Below are 22,236 nucleotides of genomic sequence, written 5' to 3' on the forward strand. Positions count from 1 at the left end.
GGCCCCGCCTTGGTATAATTGCCTAGCTAAAGATGGACAATATTAGCAGTTGCACTCTTTGGCAGTGACCAAATTTTTAGTTTTTTAATTTACTGAGATAAGTACATGAAAACCGCATGGGTATTCCCCGGCCAAGGTTCCCAAGCTGTGGGCATGGGGGTAGATCTGCTCTCAACGGCGATCGCCAAGGAAAAATATCAGCAAGCCGAAGAAATTCTTGGTTGGTCAGTGGTGGAAAAATGCCGGGGGGATGAAGCTAGCCTGGCCCTGACCCAAAATACCCAACCTTGTTTGTACGTTATTGAAGCAATTTTGGCTGATTTGCTCAAGGATAAAGGTTTTCAGCCCGATTACGTTGCTGGCCATAGTCTGGGGGAATATTCCGCCCTCTACGCCGCTGGGGTATTTGATTTTGCCACGGGTTTGCAACTGGTTAAACAACGGTCAGAGGTGATGGCCAGCGCTTCCGGGGGCATGATGGCCGCCCTGATGAAATTTGATCAAAACCAATTGCAGCAAGCCCTGACGGATAATACAGAGGTTGTATTAGCTAACGATAACAGCCCCGAACAGGTAGTAATTTCCGGCACTGTGGCCGGTGTAGAAGCAATTTTAGCCAACGTCAAGGCCCGTCGAGCTGTGCCTCTGAAGGTTTCCGGTGCTTTCCACTCCAGCTTTATGGCCCAACCGTCCCAATCCTTCGCCCAAACCCTGGCTGCTTGCCAGTTTAACGATGCCACGGTGCCTGTTCTGTCCAACGTTGACCCCAGCCCCACTCAAAACGGCGATCGCCTGAAAGAAAAACTAATTCAACAAATGACCGGTTCCGTGCGCTGGCGGGAAACCATGGTTAACCTAGGAGAAATTGGGGCAACGGATTATTGGGAAGTGGGCCCAGGCAAAGTACTGACTGGTTTATGTAAACGAACTTGCCCTGATCTGAACCTGAAAAATATCGGCCAATTAGACGACTTGAATTCCCTGTAGGGTGACGGAAAAGTCTGGATTTATCCCCTAAATTCCCCAATACTGGGAGGCTTTGGAATTAGATTCTGCCCATAATCAAAGGATCACAGGGACTTCTCAACCATGATCCTATGGTTCCTCTTCTCCCGTCTAGGCTTGCTAACATTGGCCTTCTGGGAGTTTGTTCCCACCCCAAATTCCTCTAAGATGAACAGAGCAAGTAAGAATTTTGACGGGTTGGCAGCATCCAACAAGTCTGCCACAGCTGTTTTTCACCCCATTTTCTCGAAGGAGAGTCTATCGTGTCTGCCCACAAGATTCTAGTCATCGATGACAGCAAAGTTATCCGTATGCGAGTTAAGGATATGTTGCCCCAGGGAAATTTCGAGGTGATTGAAGCCAAGGACGGCCTCGAAGGTTTTAATCTCATCCAGAGTGAGCGGCCCAACCTGATTATGTTGGACTTTCTCCTGCCCAAAATGAGTGGCTGGGAAGTGTTTCAATCGGTGCAGGAACGCCCCGAACTCAAGGCTATTCCCTTGGTGTTGATGTCCGGTCGGAAGGAAGAAGTGCTCGAAAAAATTCCCGAACCCTTCGAGTATTTTGCTTTTGTGGAAAAACCATTTGAGCAACGGGAATTGGTGGCCGCCATCAAAGAGGCCATGATCAAAGCTAAAAAACACGCTCCTGTGGCCGCCGTTGCCAGTGGCGCTGCCCCGGCCGGAGATTTGGCCGCTGAAGTGCAACAACTCAAACAACAGGTAGCCCAAATGCACGGCGAAATTGACCTGTTGAAAAAACAGTTGGGGCAATTAGTAACTTTCATCAAGCAACGGCTTTCCTAAGCTATGCTTTGGGCCTGTTGACCGTTAGACTTGGGGTGAAACCTTTGTGTTGAGAAGTTGAGAGTATGACTATGGCATCCCCTACACCAGAGTTAGCCAACCCCACCATGGATGAAATGACCCCTGCTAGTCATCACGATGTAGTGGAAACGGTTATTTCCGGCATGGCCCAGGAAAATAGCGCCTTTGTGCAAGATAACGACCAGGGCAGCATCTGGAAATTTGCCTATGGCAGTGTGGAAGTGCTAGTACAGCTTACCGGAGAAGGGGAAAATGATCTGTTTCGGGTCTGGGCCGAGGTAATGCCCTTACCAACAGATCCAGGCCAATTATTGGCGGAAGTGATGCAATTAAATTGGTCAGATACCTTTGAGGCCTGTTTTGCTGTGCGGGAAAATCATTTAGTCGCTCTCCATCAGCGCACCGTGGCGGATCTTTCCCCCAGCGAAATTTCCCGGGCCATTACCCTCGTTGCTACCCTGGCCGATGACCATGACGATCGCCTGAAGGAAAAATATGGCGTTTAATCAGAGTTTCTTGATCATCAAAATCAAGTATTAATCAACTAACAATCTTCTTCTAAAGCCGCAAACAGAGCGCTGAGAATCTGGTTGGAGTATAAAAATCCCTCTGGATCGGTGAGGCAAAATCTTTGCAATGTTGCGCCTGTAACCTGCTTTGTCGAGAGGAGTTGATTATCCTCGCCATAAAATTCCAGCCAACGGCGATCGCCAAAGGAAGTTAGGGTAGCAAGGATTTTTGCCTTTTCTGTCTGATTAACCGAAGGCAGTTGGGCCCACGTTACCCCAGCGGTCAGCCTTAGTCCTAACATCAAGCTTTCTAACAAATTTTCCAATGGAGAAACTGTTTCCCCCGGAATGGGACAACCTTGATTAAGCCAAGATTCTAACCATTGGTAATAGCCATTTCTCGTACGGGGCCGGCCAAAACGCTTACCGTCAATGTAACTGGTGGCCCCCATGCCTAAACCGTAGTAGGGCAAATTACGCCAATAGATTTGGTTATGGCGACATTGGTGGCCGGGGCGGCCATAGTTGGAAATTTCGTAATGGTAGAAACCGGCTTGGGTTAATACTTCTTGGCCATGGCGATAAAAATCAGCACTGCGTTCGGGCGGAGGTACAGCCAATTTCCCCCGCTGTTCCCACTTGTCGAACACAGTTTGGGGTTCCAACACCAGGTCATAGCAGGAAATATGCTTAGGCCCTGCTACTAGAGCCAAAGTTAGGGAACGGTGCCAATCTGCCTCCGTTTGCTCCGGTATCCCCGTAATCAAATCCAAACTCCAATTTTTAATATTCTCCTTGGCGATCGCCGTGAGGGCTTGGTCAATATCCCGGCGACAGTGGTGGCGGCCACAAAGGGCCAGTAAATTGTCTTGGAAAGCCTGTACGCCCAAGCTAAAGCGGTTAATGCCCAAATTTTTATAGCCTTGCAATTGAACTTGGTCAAAAGTGCCAGGGTCAATTTCCATGCTAATTTCAGCTTCCATCGCAATGCCGAAATGCTTATGCACTGTTGTTAAAATTTTTTCCAAACCGGCGATCGGCAACAGGGAAGGAGTACCTCCACCAAAAAAAACTGTTTGTAAGGGCTGGCCTTGGTGTTGTTGCCCCGCAATTTCTCTGCATACTGCTTCCACATATTCCCCCACCCAACCGTCCAGGGTTAAAGACTGTAAACCCGTCACAGCAATGGGAAAATCACAATAAAAACAGCGTTGGCGGCAAAAGGGAATGTGAATGTAGGCGGCAGTGGGCATTAAATATGTACCTGTATTCACTGGCGATAAAGTTGCCTTTGTTGAATGTAGCTTTGCACCGGATCTGGAATTAGATCGTCGTCCCGAATTTGCCGGTAAATGCTGGAGGAAATGGGGGGAGTGATGGCTTGCTCGTCGCCTTGGTTAACTAATTGGTAGTGCCCTCCTAACTGGGCCAATTTATCCAAATCAGCTTGATTAATGCCGTAGCCCGGCCGGGGAAAAATCACCAATTGGACAGCGGGCAATAATTCTTTTACTGCGTACCATTGAGGAATTTGCCGAATTAAATCTGCCCCTACCACCAAGGCATAATCCGGTTCCAGCCCCCATCTTTGTTGGGCCCGTTGCAGGCTAATTAAACTGCGGCGATCGCTCAAATCTTCCCAAATTTGCACCGTGGCGTAATCCTTCTGTACATCCTCCACCAACAGCTTCAACATTGCTTGGCGATCGCCCAGGCTGGCCCAGTGTCCTGTTTCGGGATTGGGGCCTTGCTTAAAAGGATTGTCGGCGGCCCACACCGCTACTTGGTCAAAATGTTGAGCTAACCAAATGAGGATGGCCCGGTGGGCTAGGGTGGGGGGATCGGCGCTGGTGCCAAAAAGGGCTATTTTCACGAGGGGGTTTGAATTTATATTACTTTCGTCTCCGAACAATTAATTTTTCACTTCCGTTAGCTCAATTACCCGCTCATCGTAATCCTTGACCAAAAAATTCAACGGCTTGCGACTGCGTACTTTATAGCGGAGACGGCGAGATTGCACCCGCAGAAAAATTTGCTCCAAACAATCGTGGTCAAAACAGACATGGCGTTGGCGATTGTTACTGCCAAAGCTAGCCCCACCAATGATGTGCAGTTGGGTATTTTTTTTCAACTGATACCAAAGCCCGTCCTGGGCACTGTAGCGATTCTCGGGGGGAATTTGGGGGTTAGCCGCCATGGAAAATGAGTCCCAACCCGCAGTACCTAGGGTTTGTTCATAGTTGTAGTAATAATGCAGAGGCACGTCCGCCACGGCTAGCTCCAGCAAACCTTCATAAAATGCTTTGGCGATCGCCAGGTCGGACACCATTACCGTATAAACCTTGGGGGCACTCGTGAGAAATAACCACATGGCCAAGGCATAGGCCCCCAACAGCATCACCATAATGCCTTGGGTGGAAAACAAGCTGTCAATGGGAATCAAGGCGGCGAAATGCAGGGGCATGGTTAGGAAACTGGGGGGATGGAACCCGAAAAATCAGCGAAAATTGTATTGTTAGGATCATTAGGCTTTGCCACCGCTGGAGCCAGCAAACACCGTCCAACTAGCATTGCCCTTGGGATACATTCTACCAAGAGCTATCCCGGCGTTCCAAACTTCCCTCCGATAACCTATGGACCAGTTGGATCAATTGAGTGATTATTTCCTTCCTCCCCTCCAGGTAGGCCAAACCCGCTTTGATTGGGGAAAACGCACCTATGTGATGGGGATTTTGAACACTACCCCGGACAGTTTTAGTGATGGGGGCGAATTTAACTCTCTACCAACGGCCATCCACCAGGCTAAAACCATGGTGCAGGGGGGAGCACACATTATTGACATTGGCGGCCAGTCCACCCGACCGGGGGCAGAAACTGTTAGCTTGAAGGAAGAATTAGAGCGCACTATTCCGATTATCCAAGCTCTCCGGCAAGAATTAGACATCCCCATTTCCATCGATACCACCAGGGCGGAAGTGGCACGACAAGCTCTCCAGGCCGGAGCGGATATGGTCAACGACATTTCCGGAGCTACCTTTGAACCCGAAATTTTGGTGATCGCCGCCCAGCACAAGGCTCTGATTATTTTGATGCACATACGGGGTAACCCCCAAACTATGCAAAATTTGACGGATTATGGGGATTTAATCGGGGAAATGAAGCAGTTTTTCGGCGCCCAAGTAGATCTAGCCCGTCATTACGGTGTATTGCCCGAACAGATTATCCTTGACCCAGGCATTGGCTTTGCTAAAACCGCTGAGCAAAATATTACCCTACTGCGCCAGTTACCGGAGCTAAAAAGACTTGGTTTTCCCCTATTGGTGGGGCCATCCCGGAAAAGTTTCATTGGCAAAATTCTTGACCAACCTGCTCCGAAGGAAAGAGTTTGGGGTACTGGGGCGGCCTGCTGTCGGGCGATCGCCGGGGGAGCAGATATAGTCAGAGTCCATGATGTGGAAGCCATGGCCCAGATATGTAAGGTGGCCGATGCCCTATGGCGATGAGTAAGCCTAACTTAAGGAAGTTAATGGAAAATCTGGGGCAAAAACTCCAGCGTTGGGCCCTAGAGGAGTGGTCAGGCTTAATTCTGGTGATGGTCCCCATCGCTCTATTGTTCTGTTGGGGGCTAGACTTCCATAACCTACGGCGGGGGAGGAAACAAATTTAGTTGAATCAGCCCATTATTGGCGGGCAACACTACAAAATTACGGCTTTACTCCCACTAGCTTGTTTGAGAACCTAGGGCGATCGCCATTGCCCATTTGGTTAATTAGTCTTAGTCAAATGATTTTTGGCCATGAATTATGGGGCGATCGTTTACTGGGAGCTTTGCTCAATGGGGCCAGTTTGCCGTTGTTATATTGGCTGGGTAAGGAGCTCTACGGCCGTAGTTTGCCATCCTTGCTCACTGTAGTAGTCTACGGCACTGCCCCCACTGTGGTTTATTGGGCCAGGGTAGCTAGCATTAACAGTTTTGTCTTACCGTTAACCATTGCCTGTCTAGCTAGTGCATTGTTTTGCCGTCGGGATTTAAGGGGAGGCTTACCCTTGGGTCTGACCCTCAGTGCCCTGGCATTAACGAATTTGCCTACTTCCATCGTACTATTTGCCACCAGTCTAGTTTTTCTCCATTGGGATACACCCCGTTTAAAATCTTCACCCCTATTTGGGTTTGGTCTAGTTTTAGGTTTACTACCGGCGATCGCCTGGTGGCTGGGCTATGGTTTCTTGCTCCATGGAGAAATTGTGGACTCGATAATGGTCATTGGTGGCTCTCCCTGGCCCATAAAGTTAAGGGGCTGGCTCTGGCTACTGGCAAGTTCCCCCGGTCTAATTTTTGCGCTGAATACTTTTCCCCAGGCCCAACAAGCATTGCCCTGGAGTTGGGCCCGTTTCCTGCTTTGCCAAGGGGGAGTGTACGGTATGTTAGTCATCATTTCTCCCTGGGCCAGCACTTCCTTGGTGATGCCCCTGTTAGTAGTTTTGGCATTGGCAGCAGGATTGACCTTAGCTGAAATACAACAAGAAAACAGTACTTTGGTTTATCCTCCCTGGTGGCGTCGATTTTTCCTGACCCTAGCCGGTTTGACTGCCCTGGGGGCGATCGCTATTTATTTCTCCTATAGCCAGGGTAATTTAGCCAGTTGGACTGCCCAGGACGGAGTACTCGCCATATTAGTACTAATTTTATTAGCTTTAACCTTGGCGATGACTTCCTTATTATTAGACCGTCAGCGCCCTGAGTTTATCAACGTGCTTTTTTGGGGATTGTTTGTCTGCCTATTTCTGATTATTTATACTCCCTTGAGCTATCTGCCCCCTAGGTCTTTGCCTGATGTGATAGTTTCTACGGTTTCCACCACTAACCAATTGCCGGCGGAATTATAACGACCTCCTAAGGTAATTTTTTTGCCATTGGCGTGGTTGATTAATTGCTCCGCCACTTCCGGTCGTTCCGTAATCACTTTGAGAATTTTGCCCGATTGTTGGCAGATTAACTGATAGGTTTGGTGTTCACTTTTTTGCAACTCGCCGGTGTAAACGCATTGACTTTTAGATAAGGGCAATTGAGCCAGATTAACATCCACTGGACAGTGGCCCGAGGGGGGATATTGATCAGGATTGTCCAAATAATATTGTTGCCATTGCCGCCATTCGGGATGGTCGGGAACTAAATTAAATAGGGGAATAACCGCCGCTGGGGCACGGCGATCGCCAATCAGGGCTTCCTGCACATCCCGCACGTCTAAGTCCTGGGGGTCACAATTTTTTTCCACACTTAAAGCCGCTATCATTCCCACTGCTTGCCCTGTGTTCATAACTAGGGGTTGTAAACGGGTGCTGCCATTGGCCATGTGACTGACGGAAATATTTTTTTCACAGGGTAAATAGCCCCGCGCTGTCGGAGATAAAAGAGCTGGAAAAGGAATAGTAAAGGGGGTTCCCGTCCATCTTCCGCCCCAAATTAAGGATTTGGGAGTAAGAGGAAATTCATAGCCGGGATAGTGGTGATCGTTGGCATAATTTCCCACCCCAATGCTAGTAACTTTTTGGTTATAAATTGGCAGGGATGCTACCTGACCCTGGGGTAAAATATCCCTTTCCGTAATAACTTGCTGACCTTTTAAGCGCCTACTTTCCCGATAGTAGGGATGGAGGGCGAAGGCGGTGGAAATATCTCCCGTTTGTGGAAAAATTCCTGTGGCTAATTCTAAGTTTTCTGAATGATGCTTTTGCAGGTAATGGGCGTAGGCATAGCTATATTGATAAGCTTCGTTTAAATAGGTTTGCTTTTCCTTTTCACCGCCCAATAAACGGTTTAAATCTTTGCCATAATCATTACCGGCGATCGGCCAATTAATCATGTAATGTTGACCTGGTAATTGGCCATAGGTTAAAAAATCTTTTTCCCCATGGTTCTGCCAAGTATTGGCGAAATCTTGGGCTACATTAATGGCAGGTTCAGCAATGATATTTGTTTGATTATTAGTTGTTTTTCGTAGCAAAAATACCCAAGTGGGGGACTGTATTGGATACTCTTCTGTCATCCGATTAGGAGCGACGGGACAACTCGGTTCATCAAATTTATCCTGCCAATCCCAACCCCAGCGGTGCTCAATGTCCCCCAGAGCCAGTAAATCTCCCAACTCTGTGCCATCCAGAATTACCCTAGCTCGAATTTCATAGTCTGGAAATCTCACCCCCACCAGGCGATCGCCATTTTTTAGCACTTCCATCGGGCATTGATTGGCAATCCAAGTCAAATTGGGCAACTCTGCCACCCAGTCCGCAAAAATCTTAGCTCCCAAACGGGGATCAAAAGTAAATAAACTTACCCAGCCATGGTCTAAACCTCCGGGTTGTTGGGCTTTTAATGCCCTTAAAAACTGTCCCCATAATCCTGTTTGCCAAGCGGCCAATTCATTGCCATCGGGGGCCGCTACCCCAGCGGAAGTTAACATGCCCCCTAACCAGGGCCCTTCACTGACGAGAATGGTCTTTACTCCCCGTCGGGCCGCCTGGATTGCTGCCGCTGTGCCCCCAATGCCCCCTCCCACCACCAAAATATCTGTGGTCAATTGGGCAATGGATTTTGTTGCAATGGCCATAATTTTTCTGGGGAATTACAGACTATCTAAAAATTGCTTTGCAGTGAAAATAGGGATATTTTGATACGTTTCGAGAATAAGTAAATCGCTGTCGCCACTAATAATCACATCAGCTTGGGCGGCGATCGCCGTGGCCAAAACCATGGCATCTTTAGGATCCCGCAGTTCGCGAACTTCTAGGGGATGGATAGGATAAATAGTAGAAATTTCGCCCATCGCAAGTAGAATTTCTTCTGTCGTTAAAGACAGTAATGCGAGCCTTTTTTGCAGCTTTTGGTAACTTAGAACTTTCTCCACTTCTTGCAAAATTTCTACGGAAGTACAGGTCAAAATTTCTTTTTTACGAGCTAATTTTATGAGATTACCTGGTAACCCTTGCCATAACCACCCGGAAAGCCAAAGGTTTGTATCTAGGACGACCTTCATAATGCCGATTCGCTCTCAAGGCGATTTTCACGACGCACTTCTCGCACTAATTCGCAAATTTCTTCCATGATTTCATCGGTAAGTTCCTCACCATTACGCTGTAAACTATGCTCCCACTTTTCCCAATCAAAAGCAGGAACTCGTTTTAGCTCAATTTTGTCTTCGTGAACTGTAATTTTGTAGCTTTCACCAGGAACTAGTTTGGCTTTAATTTCCGGGGGAAGATCTAGGGTTTGTTCTGCGGTAACAGTGGCGGTGAAAACTTGCTCGATGGTGCTCATGGTCTGGAAGGAAAAGCAAAGATTGCCACTACCATGATAGGTTACTTAGCCCAAGCAGGGGTTTAATGCCTCCTCTGCTAGAACCACAATGGCTTTTGACAGATTTTGACCGAGTGCCCGAATCCCTCTGCCATTAGAGCAATATCAACGCACCCGGCCATGGCTTGTTTGCGAAAGATCTCAGAAATTCTCGCTACCCCTTACGGTTTTATTTTTTCAAATCCTTAGCCATCTGGCGGAACATGTCCAAACTATTGTCGCTGGAACGGCGATCGTTGTTGGCCGGGGTAGAGTTGGCCTGGGATGGGGCGGAATCCATTTTGGTACTGGGGGCCGGTTGACCATTGGCCTGGATTTTTTTCACCTCCATGGCAGAAATCTCCTTGACCACTTCCCCTCCCTGGGAATTAAGAGTTTTGGGAAAACTCCGTTTAATTTTGATGGGAGTCCGCATGTATTCGGCATTGCCTAAGCTTTTGGCATCGTCGCTTTCAAGAAAAAATGCCTCTTTTTTTTCTGGCTGAGGACTGGGGTTGGCTTCAATATCTTCGACGTACTGTGCCTTTTTACCAAATAAGCCAAATAATCCGGCCATTGATCGTTGCTCCTGGGATGATTGTTAAAATTTATTGCGAATTGTTAAATTTTAGCAACTTTTGACCAGGCGACAATGGCCTTTGCCTTAGTCTGCGTTGGTTTGTAGGTTTTGGCCCTAGGCAACAACTAGAAAATTACTGCCCCTCCCTCATCATCATCGCCATCTTCCATGGCATCCCAATCCATGGTGTCTTGTTCCTCCCGCTCGTCCCCATCTTCGTCATCATCATCTAAATCCATATTGGCGGAGTCTTTGGGGGCACTATTAACCGCTCCGAGATCAATTTGTTGACGGTAATAGTCCACACTGCGCACCTGTACGTCCACCTCATTACCTAGGCGGTAAGAAGTACGACTTTTACGACCCACTAGGGCGCATTGGCGACTGCGAAACTCGTACCAGTCATCTTTGAGGGAACTAACATGGACGAGGCCTTCAGCCAGTAGGTCGAAAATTTGCACAAAGAAGCCGTAGGACTGGACGCCGGTGATCAAGCCTCGGAAGATTTCCCCGGTGCGGGCTTTCATTTTTTCAGCTTTTTTCAGCCCCAATAGATCTTTTTCGGCATCTTCGGCGGTTTGTTCCCGGTCATTGAGTCCCAACACTAACTGGTGCAAATCCCCTTCAATGGTTTCTTGGAGGTTGGGGGGCAACACATTCCAGCTAATTTGGTTACGGCAGGTGTGGGCATTGAGCTCTACCCCGGTTTTCATTTGTTTGGTCCGGCGATCGCGCCCCTCCGTCAATACGAGTTTCAGCAACCGTTGCACCACCAAATCCCCATACCGCTGGGCCGGAGAAACACAGTGGGTATAACCCGATTCGTAGGCGAGGGCAAAGTGGGGAGCGGGGTGGCTAAAATACTTTTCGATTTTGAGGGTATTAGCCAGCAAATGGTTCAATACCGCTTTAGCCGGGAGGGATTCAAATGCTTGGCTGAGGTGATGGTAATGCTGGGGAATAATGTCCCCTTCTAGGTCAATTTTTACGCCTAAATCGAGGTTTTCCGCTAATTTAACAATGTCCGTTAGATCTTCAGCTTCCGGTGCGACCTGGCCACAGTAGAGACCAGGTATGCCCAGGGCTTGCAGTTGGAGAGCTACTTCTCGCTGCAACACCACCATCAATTCTGCTAACAAACTACGAATGGGCAGGGTTTCTTGGGTCATGATCACCCCCAAACGACCCTCATCCAGGCGGGGGGAAGCGGTTTCTGTTTGGAGGTTAAAACTCCCCCGCTGTAGCCGTTGGGATTTAATCAGGGGGCAAATTTGGAAAAATAATTCCTGGAGCAGGCCGCCGTAGGGTTTCAACTCGCCACTTACGGATTCAATGTCCGCCAGGGCTGTTTGCACTTCGCTGAAGTCTAGTTGGCGATCGACTTTGACCACACTGCTGTGGTATTCAAACCCTGTTACTTCCCCCCGGTCATCCACTGTGAGAAAGAAGGATAGGGCCAGACGATCTTCGTCGGGAATGAGAGAACAGCGCCCGATCAAACCTTCGGGGAACAGGGGGCAAATCTGTTCTTCTAGGTACACGGTGGTGCCCCGTTTACGGGCTAACTGGTCCAACAGACTATCTTCGGCAATGTAGTGGGCAATGTCGGTGATGTGAATGCCTACTTGCCATTGGTTTGCTTGGCTTTCTAAGCTCAGAGCCACCTCTTGCCAGGGTAACGTTTCCCCCCGGGGACCACCGCCAAAGGTAACTAACTGGAGCTTGCGATAATCCTGCCTTTTTTTCAGTTCCCCTGGTTCAATCACTTTGGGCAAATTTTGCAGAGCTTCGATGGCTTCGGGAGTCCAACCTAGGGGCAAATCATGTTTACAGGAAACGATGTCGGTGTCGGCGGCGGCTTCAGCGTCACTGCCTAACACTTTAGTAACTTCGCCTAGGGGCGGGTGCTGGGCAATGGGATAACGGAGAACGGAAACATGAACGAGATGATCTACCGCTTCCCCGAGGTTTTGCTCCTTATCCTGAAGTTCCAGCTCAAATAGCAGGCGGTCATCCAGGGGCACAGCCCGGTAATTATCTTCGCTTTTTTTCACCTGCGCTAACAGGGAAGGATTGGCTCGGTCGAGAATGAGATGGACTGCTCCTTCGGGGGACTTGCGGCGGGTACCGTCCTTAATCACTTTGACCAAAACCCGATCGCCGTTCCAGGCATTGCTGAGATTCCCTTCCCGGACGTAAATATCGGTGGCATCTTCATCGTCTTGGATGGCAAAACAAAAACCCTTACTGGAACAACGCAGCCGGGCTTCCACCACATCTTCCCTGGTCACCCGCTTATATTTTCCCCTTTCTTTGACTAGTACCCCCATTTTTTCCAGGGCATCGAGGGCAATCTGTAGGGCTTCTATGGCCTCAGGACTCTCACAACCTAGTTTTTTTTCGAGAAACTTACCCGCTACTAATTTGTCGTCAACAAAATAGGACAAAAGTGTGGCGATCGAATAATCCATGAAACTGAATCCTGAGGTGGGCTTACGGGGTGAAGGGAAGCGTTAGAATTGTCGAGGTTTGCCATTGACCATGAAGTTTGTAATGGAAATCCGCCCTCAGTAAAGTACTGAACTATGTCAACTGCAGGTGTACAGATGTTTTGGCGCGGTGTTCCCCCTCCACCAATCCCTGGAAAGTGGGTGAGCCATGGCAGAGGGCAAATAAACTAGTATTAAAGGCAATGCACCAATGGAAGCAAATCCGACGGTGACAATCCATAACAACCCTTGATTGTATCAAAGAGAACGTCACCTTTGTGGTTAGGGTCCGTGGGCAAAGTTCTAATCTGCGCCCTCAGTGGGAACTTTGATCTCTTTTCTCCCTAAACTTGGGGAGAGAGACAGGGAAAAAAGTTTATTAGTGTGAATTTTCCAAGTGTGGATATTGTAAACTCTGACCATGGCGGCGTAGAAAAGCTTTGGCTAGAGAGAGAGCGAAGTCCTGGTCGCACTACATTACCGGACAAATTTTGCTAGGCGATCGCCTTTTGCCCCGGCCGGACAGCCGTTAAAACCATGCATTCCATGGGTCAAGGTAGAATGGGCCAGGATAAGTAATCCATTGAACGAACATTGAACTAACGCGATCTCCGCTAATTCTCAATAACTTTTTTGCCCATCAAACCACCGCCTTGCCCCATAAGCCATGAGTGAAGCTTCTCTGCGTCCCGCCAAAATTAGTACTGTATTGCCGGAGTCCCTGGGGGAAGAAATGGGCTTTGAGCCGGGGGATGCCATTGTGCGTATTAATGGTCAGGCGCCGAGAGATTTGATTGATTATCAATTTCTCTGCGCTGACGATTATTTGGAATTGGACGTATTGGACAGTCAGGGAGAATTACATGAACTGGCGGTAGAAAAGGAATTCGATCAGGATTTGGGACTGGGGTTTGAAACGGCCCTATTCGACGGGCTGATCCAGTGCAATAACCGTTGTCCCTTTTGTTTCATCGACCAACAACCGCCGGGGAAACGGGAGAGTTTATATTACAAAGATGATGACTATCGCCTGAGTTTTCTCTACGGCAGTTATCTCACTTTGACTAATTTGAGTGCCAAGGAATGGCAACGCATAGAACAGTTAAGGCTTTCTCCCCTCTACGTTTCCATCCATGCCACGGAAGCATCGGTGCGGGAAAGATTGTTAAAAAATCATCGGGCCGGTCAGATTCTTGACCAGTTGGCTTGGTTCCAAGCTAGAAGATTACAGATCCACGCCCAGGTGGTGGTTTGTCCTGGTGTTAATGATGGTAAGCACTTAGAGCAAACTTTGAGGGACTTAGCCCAGTTTCACCAAGGGGAAACCCCAGCGGTGATTTCAGTGGCGGTGGTGCCGGTGGGTCTAACCCGTTTTCGTCCCCAGGAAGATGAGTTAAGCCCCGTTGGTCAAGCTAAAGCCACGGAGGTAATTGCCCAGGTTCAAGCTTTGCAAAAGGAATTTGCCCAGCAACTAGGTGGTAACTTTGCTTGGTTGGCCGATGAATGGTTTCTCATTGCCCGTCAACCTTTGCCACCGGAAAGCCATTACGAAGACTATCCCCAAATTGGCAACGGGGTAGGGTCTATCCGTCAATTCATTAAGGAGTTTCAACAACAAGCTGCCGAATTTCTCCCCCCGGCGATCGCCGAAGCCAAGACGTTGACCTGGGTAGTGGGCAATGCTGTAGAACAAGCGTTTGAGCCACTGATGGAACAATTAAATCAAGTCAAGGGTTTAACAGTTAATTTAGCGCCCTTAAACAGTGATTATTGGGGTCAGGAAATTACGGTGACGGGACTATTGACGGGGCAGGATTTAATCGCTAAATTGGCAGGCAGAGATTTAGGGGATGGTATTCTATTGCCCGCTCTGATGTTGAAACATGATGATACTCGCTTCTTGGATGACCTCCGGGTGGCCGATGTGGCTCAAAAGTTGGGCACAACCATTTACCCTGTGGCTGATGTGGCCAGTTTGTTGGAACATTGTGTTCAGCCTATGGCTGTCTCCCGCCATTGCTAAAAAACCCCGTTAATTTTTCTTACCCATGGGGAAGTTTGCTGGTTCAATAAGCCGAGTTGTAGTCGGCAGCCTATTTTAAGAACAATTGTTTTACATGACAGATAGTGGGCTAAGAATAACTTTGCTCAAACCATTTGGTAAAACTGCTCAATGGACGAGCCGATTTTCACCCCGGCTTTAAACGTCATGCACCAATCTCTGATTTACTGGTTTATTCATCTATCAATTCCATAGACTTTTTGCTTCATCGCTCCAACTAACTTTTCTGGGATGTCCTCCATGCCCCCCGTGCCTAGCTTACCGTCCACCGATGCCGTTATTCCCCCCGGTAATTTTGTTGAACCTCCCACTTCTCCGGTGGTCATTCTCAAGGAGTTGGTGGCTAAGTTGTACCGGGAACAAAATAAAGTGCAGGATCTGTTGGGGGCTATGGGCTACGCCCTGCGGAGTTTACATAATCTGAATCAGTTTCTGGAATTGACCCCTCTGATGGCCACCAGGGTCACCGATGCCGACGGTAGTGCTTTAGTTCTAATGAGAGAAGGGGAAATATCTATCTTTGAACAAATCCATGGCCACAAAAATAGTCTTAAGGGCACCATTAAAGGCGCTTTGCAGAAGGCCCGCCAGGTTAACCTCACATTGGATTCTTCCACTGTCCTGAGTTATTTTGACCGTCAATTGCGCCAAGAATTACCGGCGATCGCCTGTTATAACACCCCCATTTTGAGTCACCAACAGGAAGTGGGCCGCCTATATATCTTTAGTCAAGACCGTAACTATAGCTGGACTCCCACCCGTCGTAAGTTACTACAGCTAATTTCTGATCAAACCGCCGTGGCGATCGCCAATAGTGATTTAAACCAAAAGTTGAGATCCAGAGAAAGTCAGGATCGGGAATTGGAAATTGCTTCAGAAATTCAAAATCAACTATTGCCCCGTTGTTGTCCCCAAATTAATGGTTTGGACATTGCTGCCCAGTGTAAAACCGCCAGTCGGGTGGGTGGGGATTACTACGATTTCATTCCTGCCAACTATGACCAACTGCGCCAAGGGGATTGGCTATGTCGCAATACCGGCCATTTGGGGGTGCCCTGGAGTATTGTCATCGGCGATGTCATGGGTAAAGGAGTGCCAGCGGGTCTAATTATGACCATGACCAGGGGCATGCTCCGGGCAGAAGTATTAAATCGCCATAGTCCGGCCCAAATTCTCAACCACCTCAATCGGGTAATGTATGCCGACCTGGAAAATTCCCATCGCTTTGTCACCCTGTTTTATTCTGAATATAACCCCGAAACGAGCGTACTTTCCTATAGCAACGCCGCCCATAACCCTCCCCTATTGTGGCGGGCCGGCAGTGACAGCCCCCAATGTTTAATTCCCCTGGATACGGAAGGAGCCTTAATCGGCTTGGAGTCGGATTCCAATTACCGGGATGCCCAGATTCAGCTTGTTCCCGGGGACGTGGTGCTGTACTATACCGATGGTCTGACCGATGCGGGCAATGCCAAAGGCGATCGATTCGACGACAAAAATCTCCGCATTGCTTTCCAACGGGCCTGTGAAACCGCCCAAACTGCCCAGGGTATCCTCACGGAAATTTTCGCTGCGGTGGAAGCATTTGTGGGCTCAGACAATAGTCATCAAACCGATAAAATCCCCGCCCGAGACGATATGACATTGGTCGTTCTGCGGGTAAAATCGACGGAGTGAGCCTTACTGTTTGGGAGTCAGCGTTTATGTGGCACTGCCTAGATTTCGCCTTGAATATTTTGCCCCTCCATGGAGGAGTGGAGCACTTGTCACCCACAGCCCCCGCCTTTTTTTCTCCTTGGCTAGACCACGGCTTGTTTTTTGCCCAAAGTGTCAGAGAGGTGGATATTCTCGGAGATTTTCAGGGTGCTTGGAACAATTTCATCAAAACTGGTCAGGTCTGGGCTTTGATTATTGGTTTTGTGCTCGGTTGGGGCTTCCGGGGTTTCACTGGCGGTTGATATTTTCTCCAGCTAAAACTAACTACTCCGCCACCATTTGCCAATTACCATCACAAAATTCCCCCATCCCAATGACAAAAAAAACCTGGAGTGATCGTTTTGAAGGCACGTTGCACCCCGCCATTGCCCTGTTTAATGCCAGCATTGGTTTTGATATTGAATTAATCGAATATGACTTGGATGGCTCGATCTCCCATGGCAAAATGTTGGCCAAGACGGGCATTATCAGCCCAGGGGAAGCAGAACAGTTAGTGCAGGGCTTGGAGCAAATTCGCCAGGAATACCGAGCCGGTAATTTCAATCCAGGGGTAGACCAGGAAGACGTTCACTTTGCTGTGGAACGCCGATTAACAGAATTGGTGGGGGATGTGGGCAAAAAACTCCACACTGCCCGTTCCCGCAATGACCAAGTAGGAACCGATGTTCGTCTTTACCTGCGTGCCCAAATTGATGACATCCGCCAACGGTTAAAGGATTTTCAAACAGTGTTGCTCCAACTGGCGGAAACCAATGTGGAAACCTTAATTCCCGGCTACACCCACCTACAACGGGCCCAACCGGTCAGTTTGGCCCACCATCTACTGGCCTATTTCCAGATGGCCCAACGGGATTGGCAACGGTTAGGGGAAATTCGAGCTAGAACTAACGTTTCTCCCCTCGGTTCTGGGGCTTTAGCAGGAACAACTTTTCCCATTGATCGCCATTACAGTGCGGACTTGTTGGGTTTTGAAGGGGTTTATGCCAACAGCTTAGACGGGGTGAGCGATCGGGATTTTGCCATCGAATTTCTCAATGCCGCCAGCTTGATCATGGTGCATCTGAGCCGGTTAAGCGAGGAAATGATTCTCTGGGCTTCCCAGGAATTTAGCTTCATCGGTTTGACCGATAGTTGTGCCACTGGATCCAGCATTATGCCCCAAAAGAAAAACCCAGATGTACCGGAATTGATTCGAGGTAAGGCAGGGCGGGTGATGGGCCATCTCCAGGGCATGCTGGTGCTGATGAAGGGTTTACCCTTGGCCTACAACAAGGATTTACAAGAGGATAAGGAAGCGTTATTTGATGCGGTGAAAACGGTCCAAGTGAGCTTGGAAGCCATGACCATTTTGCTTGATGAAGGCATTGTCTTTAGGCAAGAACGGTTAGCCGAAGCAGTGGCGGAAGATTTTTCCAATGCGACGGATGTGGCGGATTACCTGGCGGCCAAAGGAGTCCCCTTCCGGGAAGCTTATAACCTAGTGGGCAAAGTAGTGAAAACTAGCTTAGCGGCGGGGAAATTGCTTAAGGATTTAACCATGGAAGAATGGCAAGCACTCCATCCAGCTTTTGAAGAGGATATTTACCAAGCTATTACCCCCCAGCAAGTGGTGGCGGCACGCAATAGTTACGGGGGCACGGGCTTTGAACAGGTGAAAATGGCGATCGCCAATGCCAAAGCTGAATTGGGCCAGACTTAAACCGGTGTGGAGATATGCCCAGGTTTTCATTAAGTTACTGCTCCGTCGTCCCCTATCAGCAGTGACGGTAATTCCGATTCTGTCAGATGGTTCCATAGTCCTAGTCAAACGACAGGATACGGGGCAATGGAGTTTACCAGGGGGGCTGATCGACTGGGGGGAAACAGTGGCAATAACGGCGGCCCGGGAGTTACAGGAAGAAACTGGTTTACGGTTGATAAAAATCGATCGCCTACTTGGGGTCTATTCCAGTCCCGACAGAGATCCCCGTATGCACTCCGTCACCATTTCCCTGGTGGTTAAAGCGCAAGGTAATTTGCTCATTGGCGATCGCCATGAAGTATCCGAGGTAAAAGCTTTTGCGGTGGAAGATTTACCGTTAGGAGCATTAAGCCATGACCACGATCAACAACTACAGGATTTTTTACGGGGGGAAACAATCATTGCTTGATTCCCTGCATTTCTTATTGAGCAAATATTTTGTGTAAATCAGCTAAGTTTTCGACAAGGTCTTTGATACCCATCCCCTATGTTCAATGGTCGGGGAACTGGTCCAAATTGGCGATCGTTATTGGCGATCGTTTCTCATCCGATTTCCCCAAGTCCACCAACGGCTCAATCAATGTCTGAAAAGTTAGATTCCATGTATATCGATTATTTTTAGTTAACTGAAGATTGATAAACAGGAGCAAGATTAGAGACAAATTTTGAATTATTTAATATTCGGAATACTTTCTGAGCCAATGTTTGATTTAAGGAATAGTGAGGATCGATTAATTTTTCAATTTTTCGTTTATCTTCTCCTAATTGGCCGGCTAGCTGAGAAATTGTCAGATTTTGGTCACGTAACTTTGAATAAAGTTCAGCTTTCCAAGCGATCTCCAAGGGAACTGGAATTAATTGTTCACCTTGTTGTTTAAGATTAGGTAAGGGTAGAGGTCGTTGATCGTCAATATAGGCGGCGATCGCCTCGGCTAAACAATCAGAAGCTTCGCTGATACCTTGCTCGTAGCTATCTGCTTGGGTAATGGCTTCAGGGAGATCTCGAAACGTAATAAGAAAGCCCCCATCTATTGGATCGGCTTCAAAGTTAGCAGGAAATGCAAAAAATTGGTCTTTCATAATTGCCTCCTATATTCCTAAATCAGAACGGTTTAATCCCAATTGCCTTAGCATGGCGTTTAAAGTTCCAGTTTTTAGTTCATCACTGGGATTACGCACAATTGTTAGACGATCGCCATAATAAAGGGTAACATGACTGCCTTTGCCCCGCTTTGCTCTCTAGCAAGTTGTTTTAGACGTTTGACAAATTCATTTCCTCTCATAAAAATATAAAAACCTGTGGGAATTTCCTTGAACTGGCGAAGTTATACTACCATCGCCTTTCTAGGGTATTGTCTCTGCCAATATTAAGCTTTGACGATGAATCTGCCCTAGTTGAATACTAAATCCACTTACTTGCTCAAACAAATAGGCTAAATTGCGGGGTTGTAGCTGAGTGCCATCATTGCGACAAGTTCCGGTGTAGTCGACAACAACTCCTTCTGATTTCATTTCAAGGATAGACAAATCAAGCAACTGTTCCCGTAAATTAAGGGTGACTTTTTTGCCCCGTTTGGTGGTTTTTTCCCACAATATTTCTTCTCGAGCAAGAATTTCTTCCGTCCAGGTTTGCCATTGGGTTAATGTCACCGGTTCTTCAGTAATTAATTGCACTTGGTAACGGGCTTGGGCCAATAATTGCGTCACCGCTGGGGATTTGGGATCCACTTCTTCCACTTGGTAAACAGGTAAATCTACTGGTAAAACGGCGGCTAAGCGTTGGCAAAATTCCCCTGGGTAGAGCATTTCTGTGAGGTCAAAATCGACTATTTCCCCGCGACTACTGGAGCCCAAAGGTAAGGCATTGGCAATGGAAATACGGGGTCCAGGATGGAATCCTCCGGTGAAGGCAATGGGCAAACCTGTGCGACGCATAGCTCGATCAAATAGTCGCACTAGGTCGAGATGACTCACCAAAGCCATGGAATTTTGCTTGCCAAACCAGACTCTTAGGCGCTGTACCCGGTTAGTGTTGGGTTTAAAGTCCCCATCAAAAACTGGAATAGGGGGCACCGGAGCAATAATATTGTGACCAAAATCCACCCCACACACGCCGCAATGGGAACAACCGTCAAAGGAGCAGTCCGGAACCGTGGCCGCTTCCAGGGCATTAAATAAGTCATTTTTGAGCCAGGTTTTATCAATGCCGGTATCGAGGTGATCCCAGGGTAGGGGCGCATCATAGACGTTTTCATCGGGGGTATCCCCATGGAAAATATTCCATTCTCCGTCTTCTACGAGGCGATATTTCCAGGTTAAATCTGCTTCCTCGATCGCCTGGGCCCAGGCCCCATAGGCTTTGTCCAAACTTTCCCACCAGGCATCCATTCCTGCTCCCAATTCCCAGGCACGACGTACCACTTGCCCCAAACGGCGATCGCCCCGGCCAACAAAATCTTCCATGGCAGAAATGCGGACGTCAGTATAATTAACTTTTACTCCTCGCACTCCTTTAAAAGCCTGTCGTAGTAAATCCTGTTTGCGGCGGAACTCACTGGTGGAAACAGAATGCCATTGAAAAGGGGTATGGGGTTTGGGAGTGAAATTGGAAATGGTCAGATTAAAATTTAAAGCTCGACGCTGGGGTAAACGACATTCCTGGCGCAACCATTGCACCGTTTCCACAATGCCCAACACGTCCACATCGGTTTCCCCCGGCAAGCCAATCATGAAATAAAGTTTGACCTTATCCCAACCCTGTTCCACCGCTGTTTTAATTCCCCGCAATAATTCTTCGTTAGTCAATCCCTTGTTAATTACATCCCGCAACCTCTGGGTGCCTGCCTCCGGAGCAAAAGTTAAACTTCCCTGTCTAGTGCCGCCCAGAATGTTGGCAATATTTTCATCAAAACGATCCACCCGTTGACTAGGTAAAGTGAGGGCAATATTTTCATTTTTGAGGCGATTTCTGATTTCCAATCCCACCGCGGGTAAAGCTAAATAATCGGAACAACTGAGGGAAAGCAAAGAAAATTCGTTATAACCCGTTTGTCGAATACCTGTTTCAATGGCATCAATCACTGCTTCCGGCTCCACATCCCTAGCCGGACGAGTCAACATTCCCGGTTGGCAAAAACGACAGCCCCTAGTACAACCCCGGCGAATTTCCACCGTCAGGCGATCGTGAACAGTTTCAATCAAAGGTACCAAGCCAATGGAGTAAGCAGGGATGGGGGTAGCCACCCGGCGCATAATGCGTTTGGGCACATCGTCCCGATTAGGATATACAGAACCATCATTGGCCATGTCATAAAAGCGGGGCACATAAACCCCTGGCACTTGAGCTAAATCAAGTAATAAATTTTCCTTGCTTAATCCCTGAAGTTTCCCTTCTTCCAGCACCAAACCAATTTCTGGTAACAATTCTTCCCCGTCCCCCAGGGCAATGAAATCGAAAAAGTCGGCATAGGGTTCGGGATTGGAAGTGGCAGTTTGTCCCCCGGCAAAAATCAGTGGATAATCCCCCTCTTTTCTTTCCTGCCAAGTGAGGGGAATATGGGCCAATTCCAACATTTCCAAAATATTAGTGGCTCCCAATTCGTAGCTCAAACTAAAGCCTAAAATGTCGAATTCTGGTAAGTAACGACGGGATTCCAGGGAGAATAAGGGCGTATTTGTTTCTCGCAGTTTTGTTGCCAAGTCGGCGGCGGGGAGATAGGTGCGATCGCATAATTGCCTGGGTTGGGCATTGATGATGTTGTAGAGCAAAATATGCCCCAGGTTGGAGGCTCCCAGTTCGTACACTTCGGGATAGGTCAATACCCAGCGCACCGTAGCGCTATCCCATTCCTTATGCACTGTCCCTAATTCGTTGCCTAGATACCGGGCGGGCTTATGGATCTCGGCATTAATCAAGGTTTCTACGGGCACTGGCATGGTTTTCACTTTGGCGTTGGGCAGTTACCCATTATCGC

General features: G+C 48.3%; 21 protein-coding genes. 10 read left to right on the forward strand and 11 right to left on the reverse strand.

Features of this window, described 5'->3' with window-relative positions; genetic code table 11:
* Positions 1 to 105 precede the first annotated feature (105 nt).
* The 3 genes from fabD to BWK47_RS03610 all read left to right on the forward strand — a co-directional run bounded on the left by fabD (position 106) and on the right by BWK47_RS03610 (position 2,338).
* Positions 106 to 987 carry an ACP S-malonyltransferase gene (fabD, locus tag BWK47_RS03600; RefSeq protein WP_162327602.1) on the forward strand — a complete coding sequence of 294 codons (882 nt, stop codon included), beginning with the start codon at positions 106 to 108 and terminating at the stop codon, positions 985 to 987.
* A gap of 281 nt (positions 988 to 1,268) precedes the next feature.
* Positions 1,269 to 1,811, forward strand: coding sequence for a response regulator (locus BWK47_RS03605; RefSeq protein WP_010871899.1), 543 nt, complete (start codon positions 1,269 to 1,271; stop codon positions 1,809 to 1,811).
* 71 nt (positions 1,812 to 1,882) lie between these two features.
* A complete protein-coding gene (locus tag BWK47_RS03610) occupies positions 1,883 to 2,338 on the forward strand; it encodes a YbjN domain-containing protein (protein WP_237269780.1) in 456 nt (151 codons plus the stop codon).
* 38 nt (positions 2,339 to 2,376) lie between these two features.
* Here BWK47_RS03610 and hemW read toward each other — a convergent pair whose 3' ends face one another.
* The 3 genes from hemW to BWK47_RS03625 are packed head-to-tail and all read right to left on the reverse strand — an operon-like array spanning position 2,377 to position 4,805.
* Positions 2,377 to 3,615, reverse strand: coding sequence for a radical SAM family heme chaperone HemW (hemW, locus tag BWK47_RS03615; protein WP_162327604.1), 1,239 nt, complete (start codon positions 3,613 to 3,615; stop codon positions 2,377 to 2,379).
* Complete coding sequence (locus tag BWK47_RS03620; protein WP_162327605.1) at positions 3,612 to 4,214, reverse strand: nicotinate-nucleotide adenylyltransferase; 603 nt, start codon at positions 4,212 to 4,214, stop codon at positions 3,612 to 3,614. Before BWK47_RS03620 ends, hemW begins: the two co-directional genes overlap by 4 nt.
* Before the next feature lie 39 nt (positions 4,215 to 4,253).
* Entirely contained in the window at positions 4,254 to 4,805 is a 552-nt protein-coding gene (locus tag BWK47_RS03625) for a hypothetical protein (RefSeq protein ID WP_010871903.1), read from the reverse strand.
* A 169-nt stretch (positions 4,806 to 4,974) separates the two neighbouring features.
* On the opposite strand from BWK47_RS03625, the gene folP reads away from it, so the two are divergent.
* Together folP and BWK47_RS03635 are read left to right on the forward strand one after the other, a co-directional pair.
* A complete protein-coding gene (gene folP, locus BWK47_RS03630; protein WP_162327606.1) occupies positions 4,975 to 5,844 on the forward strand; it encodes a dihydropteroate synthase in 870 nt (289 codons plus the stop codon).
* 223 nt (positions 5,845 to 6,067) lie between these two features.
* Complete coding sequence (locus tag BWK47_RS03635) at positions 6,068 to 7,228, forward strand: glycosyltransferase family 39 protein (RefSeq protein WP_237269781.1); 1,161 nt, start codon at positions 6,068 to 6,070, stop codon at positions 7,226 to 7,228.
* Here the strand turns inward: BWK47_RS03635 and BWK47_RS03640 are convergent.
* The 5 genes from BWK47_RS03640 to BWK47_RS03660 form a co-directional block, all read right to left on the reverse strand.
* The gene (locus BWK47_RS03640) at positions 7,150 to 8,949 is read right to left on the reverse strand and encodes an FAD-dependent oxidoreductase (RefSeq protein WP_162327607.1); all 1,800 of its coding nucleotides are present in this window, start codon (positions 8,947 to 8,949) and stop codon (positions 7,150 to 7,152) included. The genes BWK47_RS03635 and BWK47_RS03640 overlap by 79 nt on opposite strands.
* A 15-nt stretch (positions 8,950 to 8,964) precedes the next feature.
* Positions 8,965 to 9,375 carry a putative toxin-antitoxin system toxin component, PIN family gene (locus BWK47_RS03645; RefSeq protein ID WP_162327608.1) on the reverse strand — a complete coding sequence of 137 codons (411 nt, stop codon included), beginning with the start codon at positions 9,373 to 9,375 and terminating at the stop codon, positions 8,965 to 8,967.
* On the reverse strand, positions 9,372 to 9,656 hold the full coding sequence (locus BWK47_RS03650; RefSeq protein ID WP_162327609.1) for a hypothetical protein: 285 nt from the start codon (positions 9,654 to 9,656) through the stop codon (positions 9,372 to 9,374). Before BWK47_RS03650 ends, BWK47_RS03645 begins: the two co-directional genes overlap by 4 nt.
* 208 nt (positions 9,657 to 9,864) lie before the next feature.
* Positions 9,865 to 10,251, reverse strand: a complete 387-nt coding sequence (locus tag BWK47_RS03655; protein ID WP_162327610.1) for a hypothetical protein — start codon at positions 10,249 to 10,251, stop codon at positions 9,865 to 9,867.
* Positions 10,252 to 10,379: 128 nt separating this feature from the next.
* Positions 10,380 to 12,725 carry a ribonuclease R family protein gene (locus BWK47_RS03660; protein WP_162327611.1) on the reverse strand — a complete coding sequence of 782 codons (2,346 nt, stop codon included), beginning with the start codon at positions 12,723 to 12,725 and terminating at the stop codon, positions 10,380 to 10,382.
* 685 nt (positions 12,726 to 13,410) lie between these two features.
* On the opposite strand from BWK47_RS03660, the gene BWK47_RS03665 reads away from it, so the two are divergent.
* The 5 genes from BWK47_RS03665 to BWK47_RS03685 all read left to right on the forward strand — a co-directional run bounded on the left by BWK47_RS03665 (position 13,411) and on the right by BWK47_RS03685 (position 18,671).
* A complete protein-coding gene (locus tag BWK47_RS03665; RefSeq protein ID WP_162327612.1) occupies positions 13,411 to 14,766 on the forward strand; it encodes a TIGR03279 family radical SAM protein in 1,356 nt (451 codons plus the stop codon).
* A 357-nt stretch (positions 14,767 to 15,123) separates the two neighbouring features.
* Entirely contained in the window at positions 15,124 to 16,482 is a 1,359-nt protein-coding gene (locus tag BWK47_RS03670; RefSeq protein WP_162329598.1) for a PP2C family protein-serine/threonine phosphatase, read from the forward strand.
* Between the two features lie 26 nt (positions 16,483 to 16,508).
* A complete protein-coding gene (locus BWK47_RS03675; RefSeq protein ID WP_237269783.1) occupies positions 16,509 to 16,763 on the forward strand; it encodes a hypothetical protein in 255 nt (84 codons plus the stop codon).
* 71 nt (positions 16,764 to 16,834) lie between these two features.
* Positions 16,835 to 18,220, forward strand: coding sequence for an argininosuccinate lyase (gene argH, locus BWK47_RS03680; protein WP_162327613.1), 1,386 nt, complete (start codon positions 16,835 to 16,837; stop codon positions 18,218 to 18,220).
* Positions 18,221 to 18,224: 4 nt separating this feature from the next.
* Positions 18,225 to 18,671, forward strand: a complete 447-nt coding sequence (locus BWK47_RS03685) for an NUDIX hydrolase (protein ID WP_162329600.1) — start codon at positions 18,225 to 18,227, stop codon at positions 18,669 to 18,671.
* Positions 18,672 to 18,880: 209 nt separating this feature from the next.
* Here the strand turns inward: BWK47_RS03685 and BWK47_RS03690 are convergent, their stop codons facing one another.
* The 3 genes from BWK47_RS03690 to BWK47_RS03700 all read right to left on the reverse strand — a co-directional run bounded on the left by BWK47_RS03690 (position 18,881) and on the right by BWK47_RS03700 (position 22,198).
* Positions 18,881 to 19,342 (reverse strand): type II toxin-antitoxin system HicB family antitoxin, encoded by a 462-nt coding sequence (locus tag BWK47_RS03690; RefSeq protein ID WP_162327614.1) that lies wholly within the window; start codon positions 19,340 to 19,342, stop codon positions 18,881 to 18,883.
* A 9-nt stretch (positions 19,343 to 19,351) separates the two neighbouring features.
* Positions 19,352 to 19,441 carry a hypothetical protein gene (locus BWK47_RS17370; protein ID WP_443081624.1) on the reverse strand — a complete coding sequence of 30 codons (90 nt, stop codon included), beginning with the start codon at positions 19,439 to 19,441 and terminating at the stop codon, positions 19,352 to 19,354.
* A gap of 165 nt (positions 19,442 to 19,606) precedes the next feature.
* Positions 19,607 to 22,198, reverse strand: a complete 2,592-nt coding sequence (locus BWK47_RS03700; RefSeq protein ID WP_204250460.1) for a TIGR03960 family B12-binding radical SAM protein — start codon at positions 22,196 to 22,198, stop codon at positions 19,607 to 19,609.
* Positions 22,199 to 22,236: the final 38 nt, after the last annotated feature.

Source organism: Synechocystis sp. CACIAM 05 (assembly GCF_010222815.1).
In the GTDB taxonomy this organism is placed as follows: domain Bacteria; phylum Cyanobacteriota; class Cyanobacteriia; order Cyanobacteriales; family Microcystaceae; genus Synechocystis.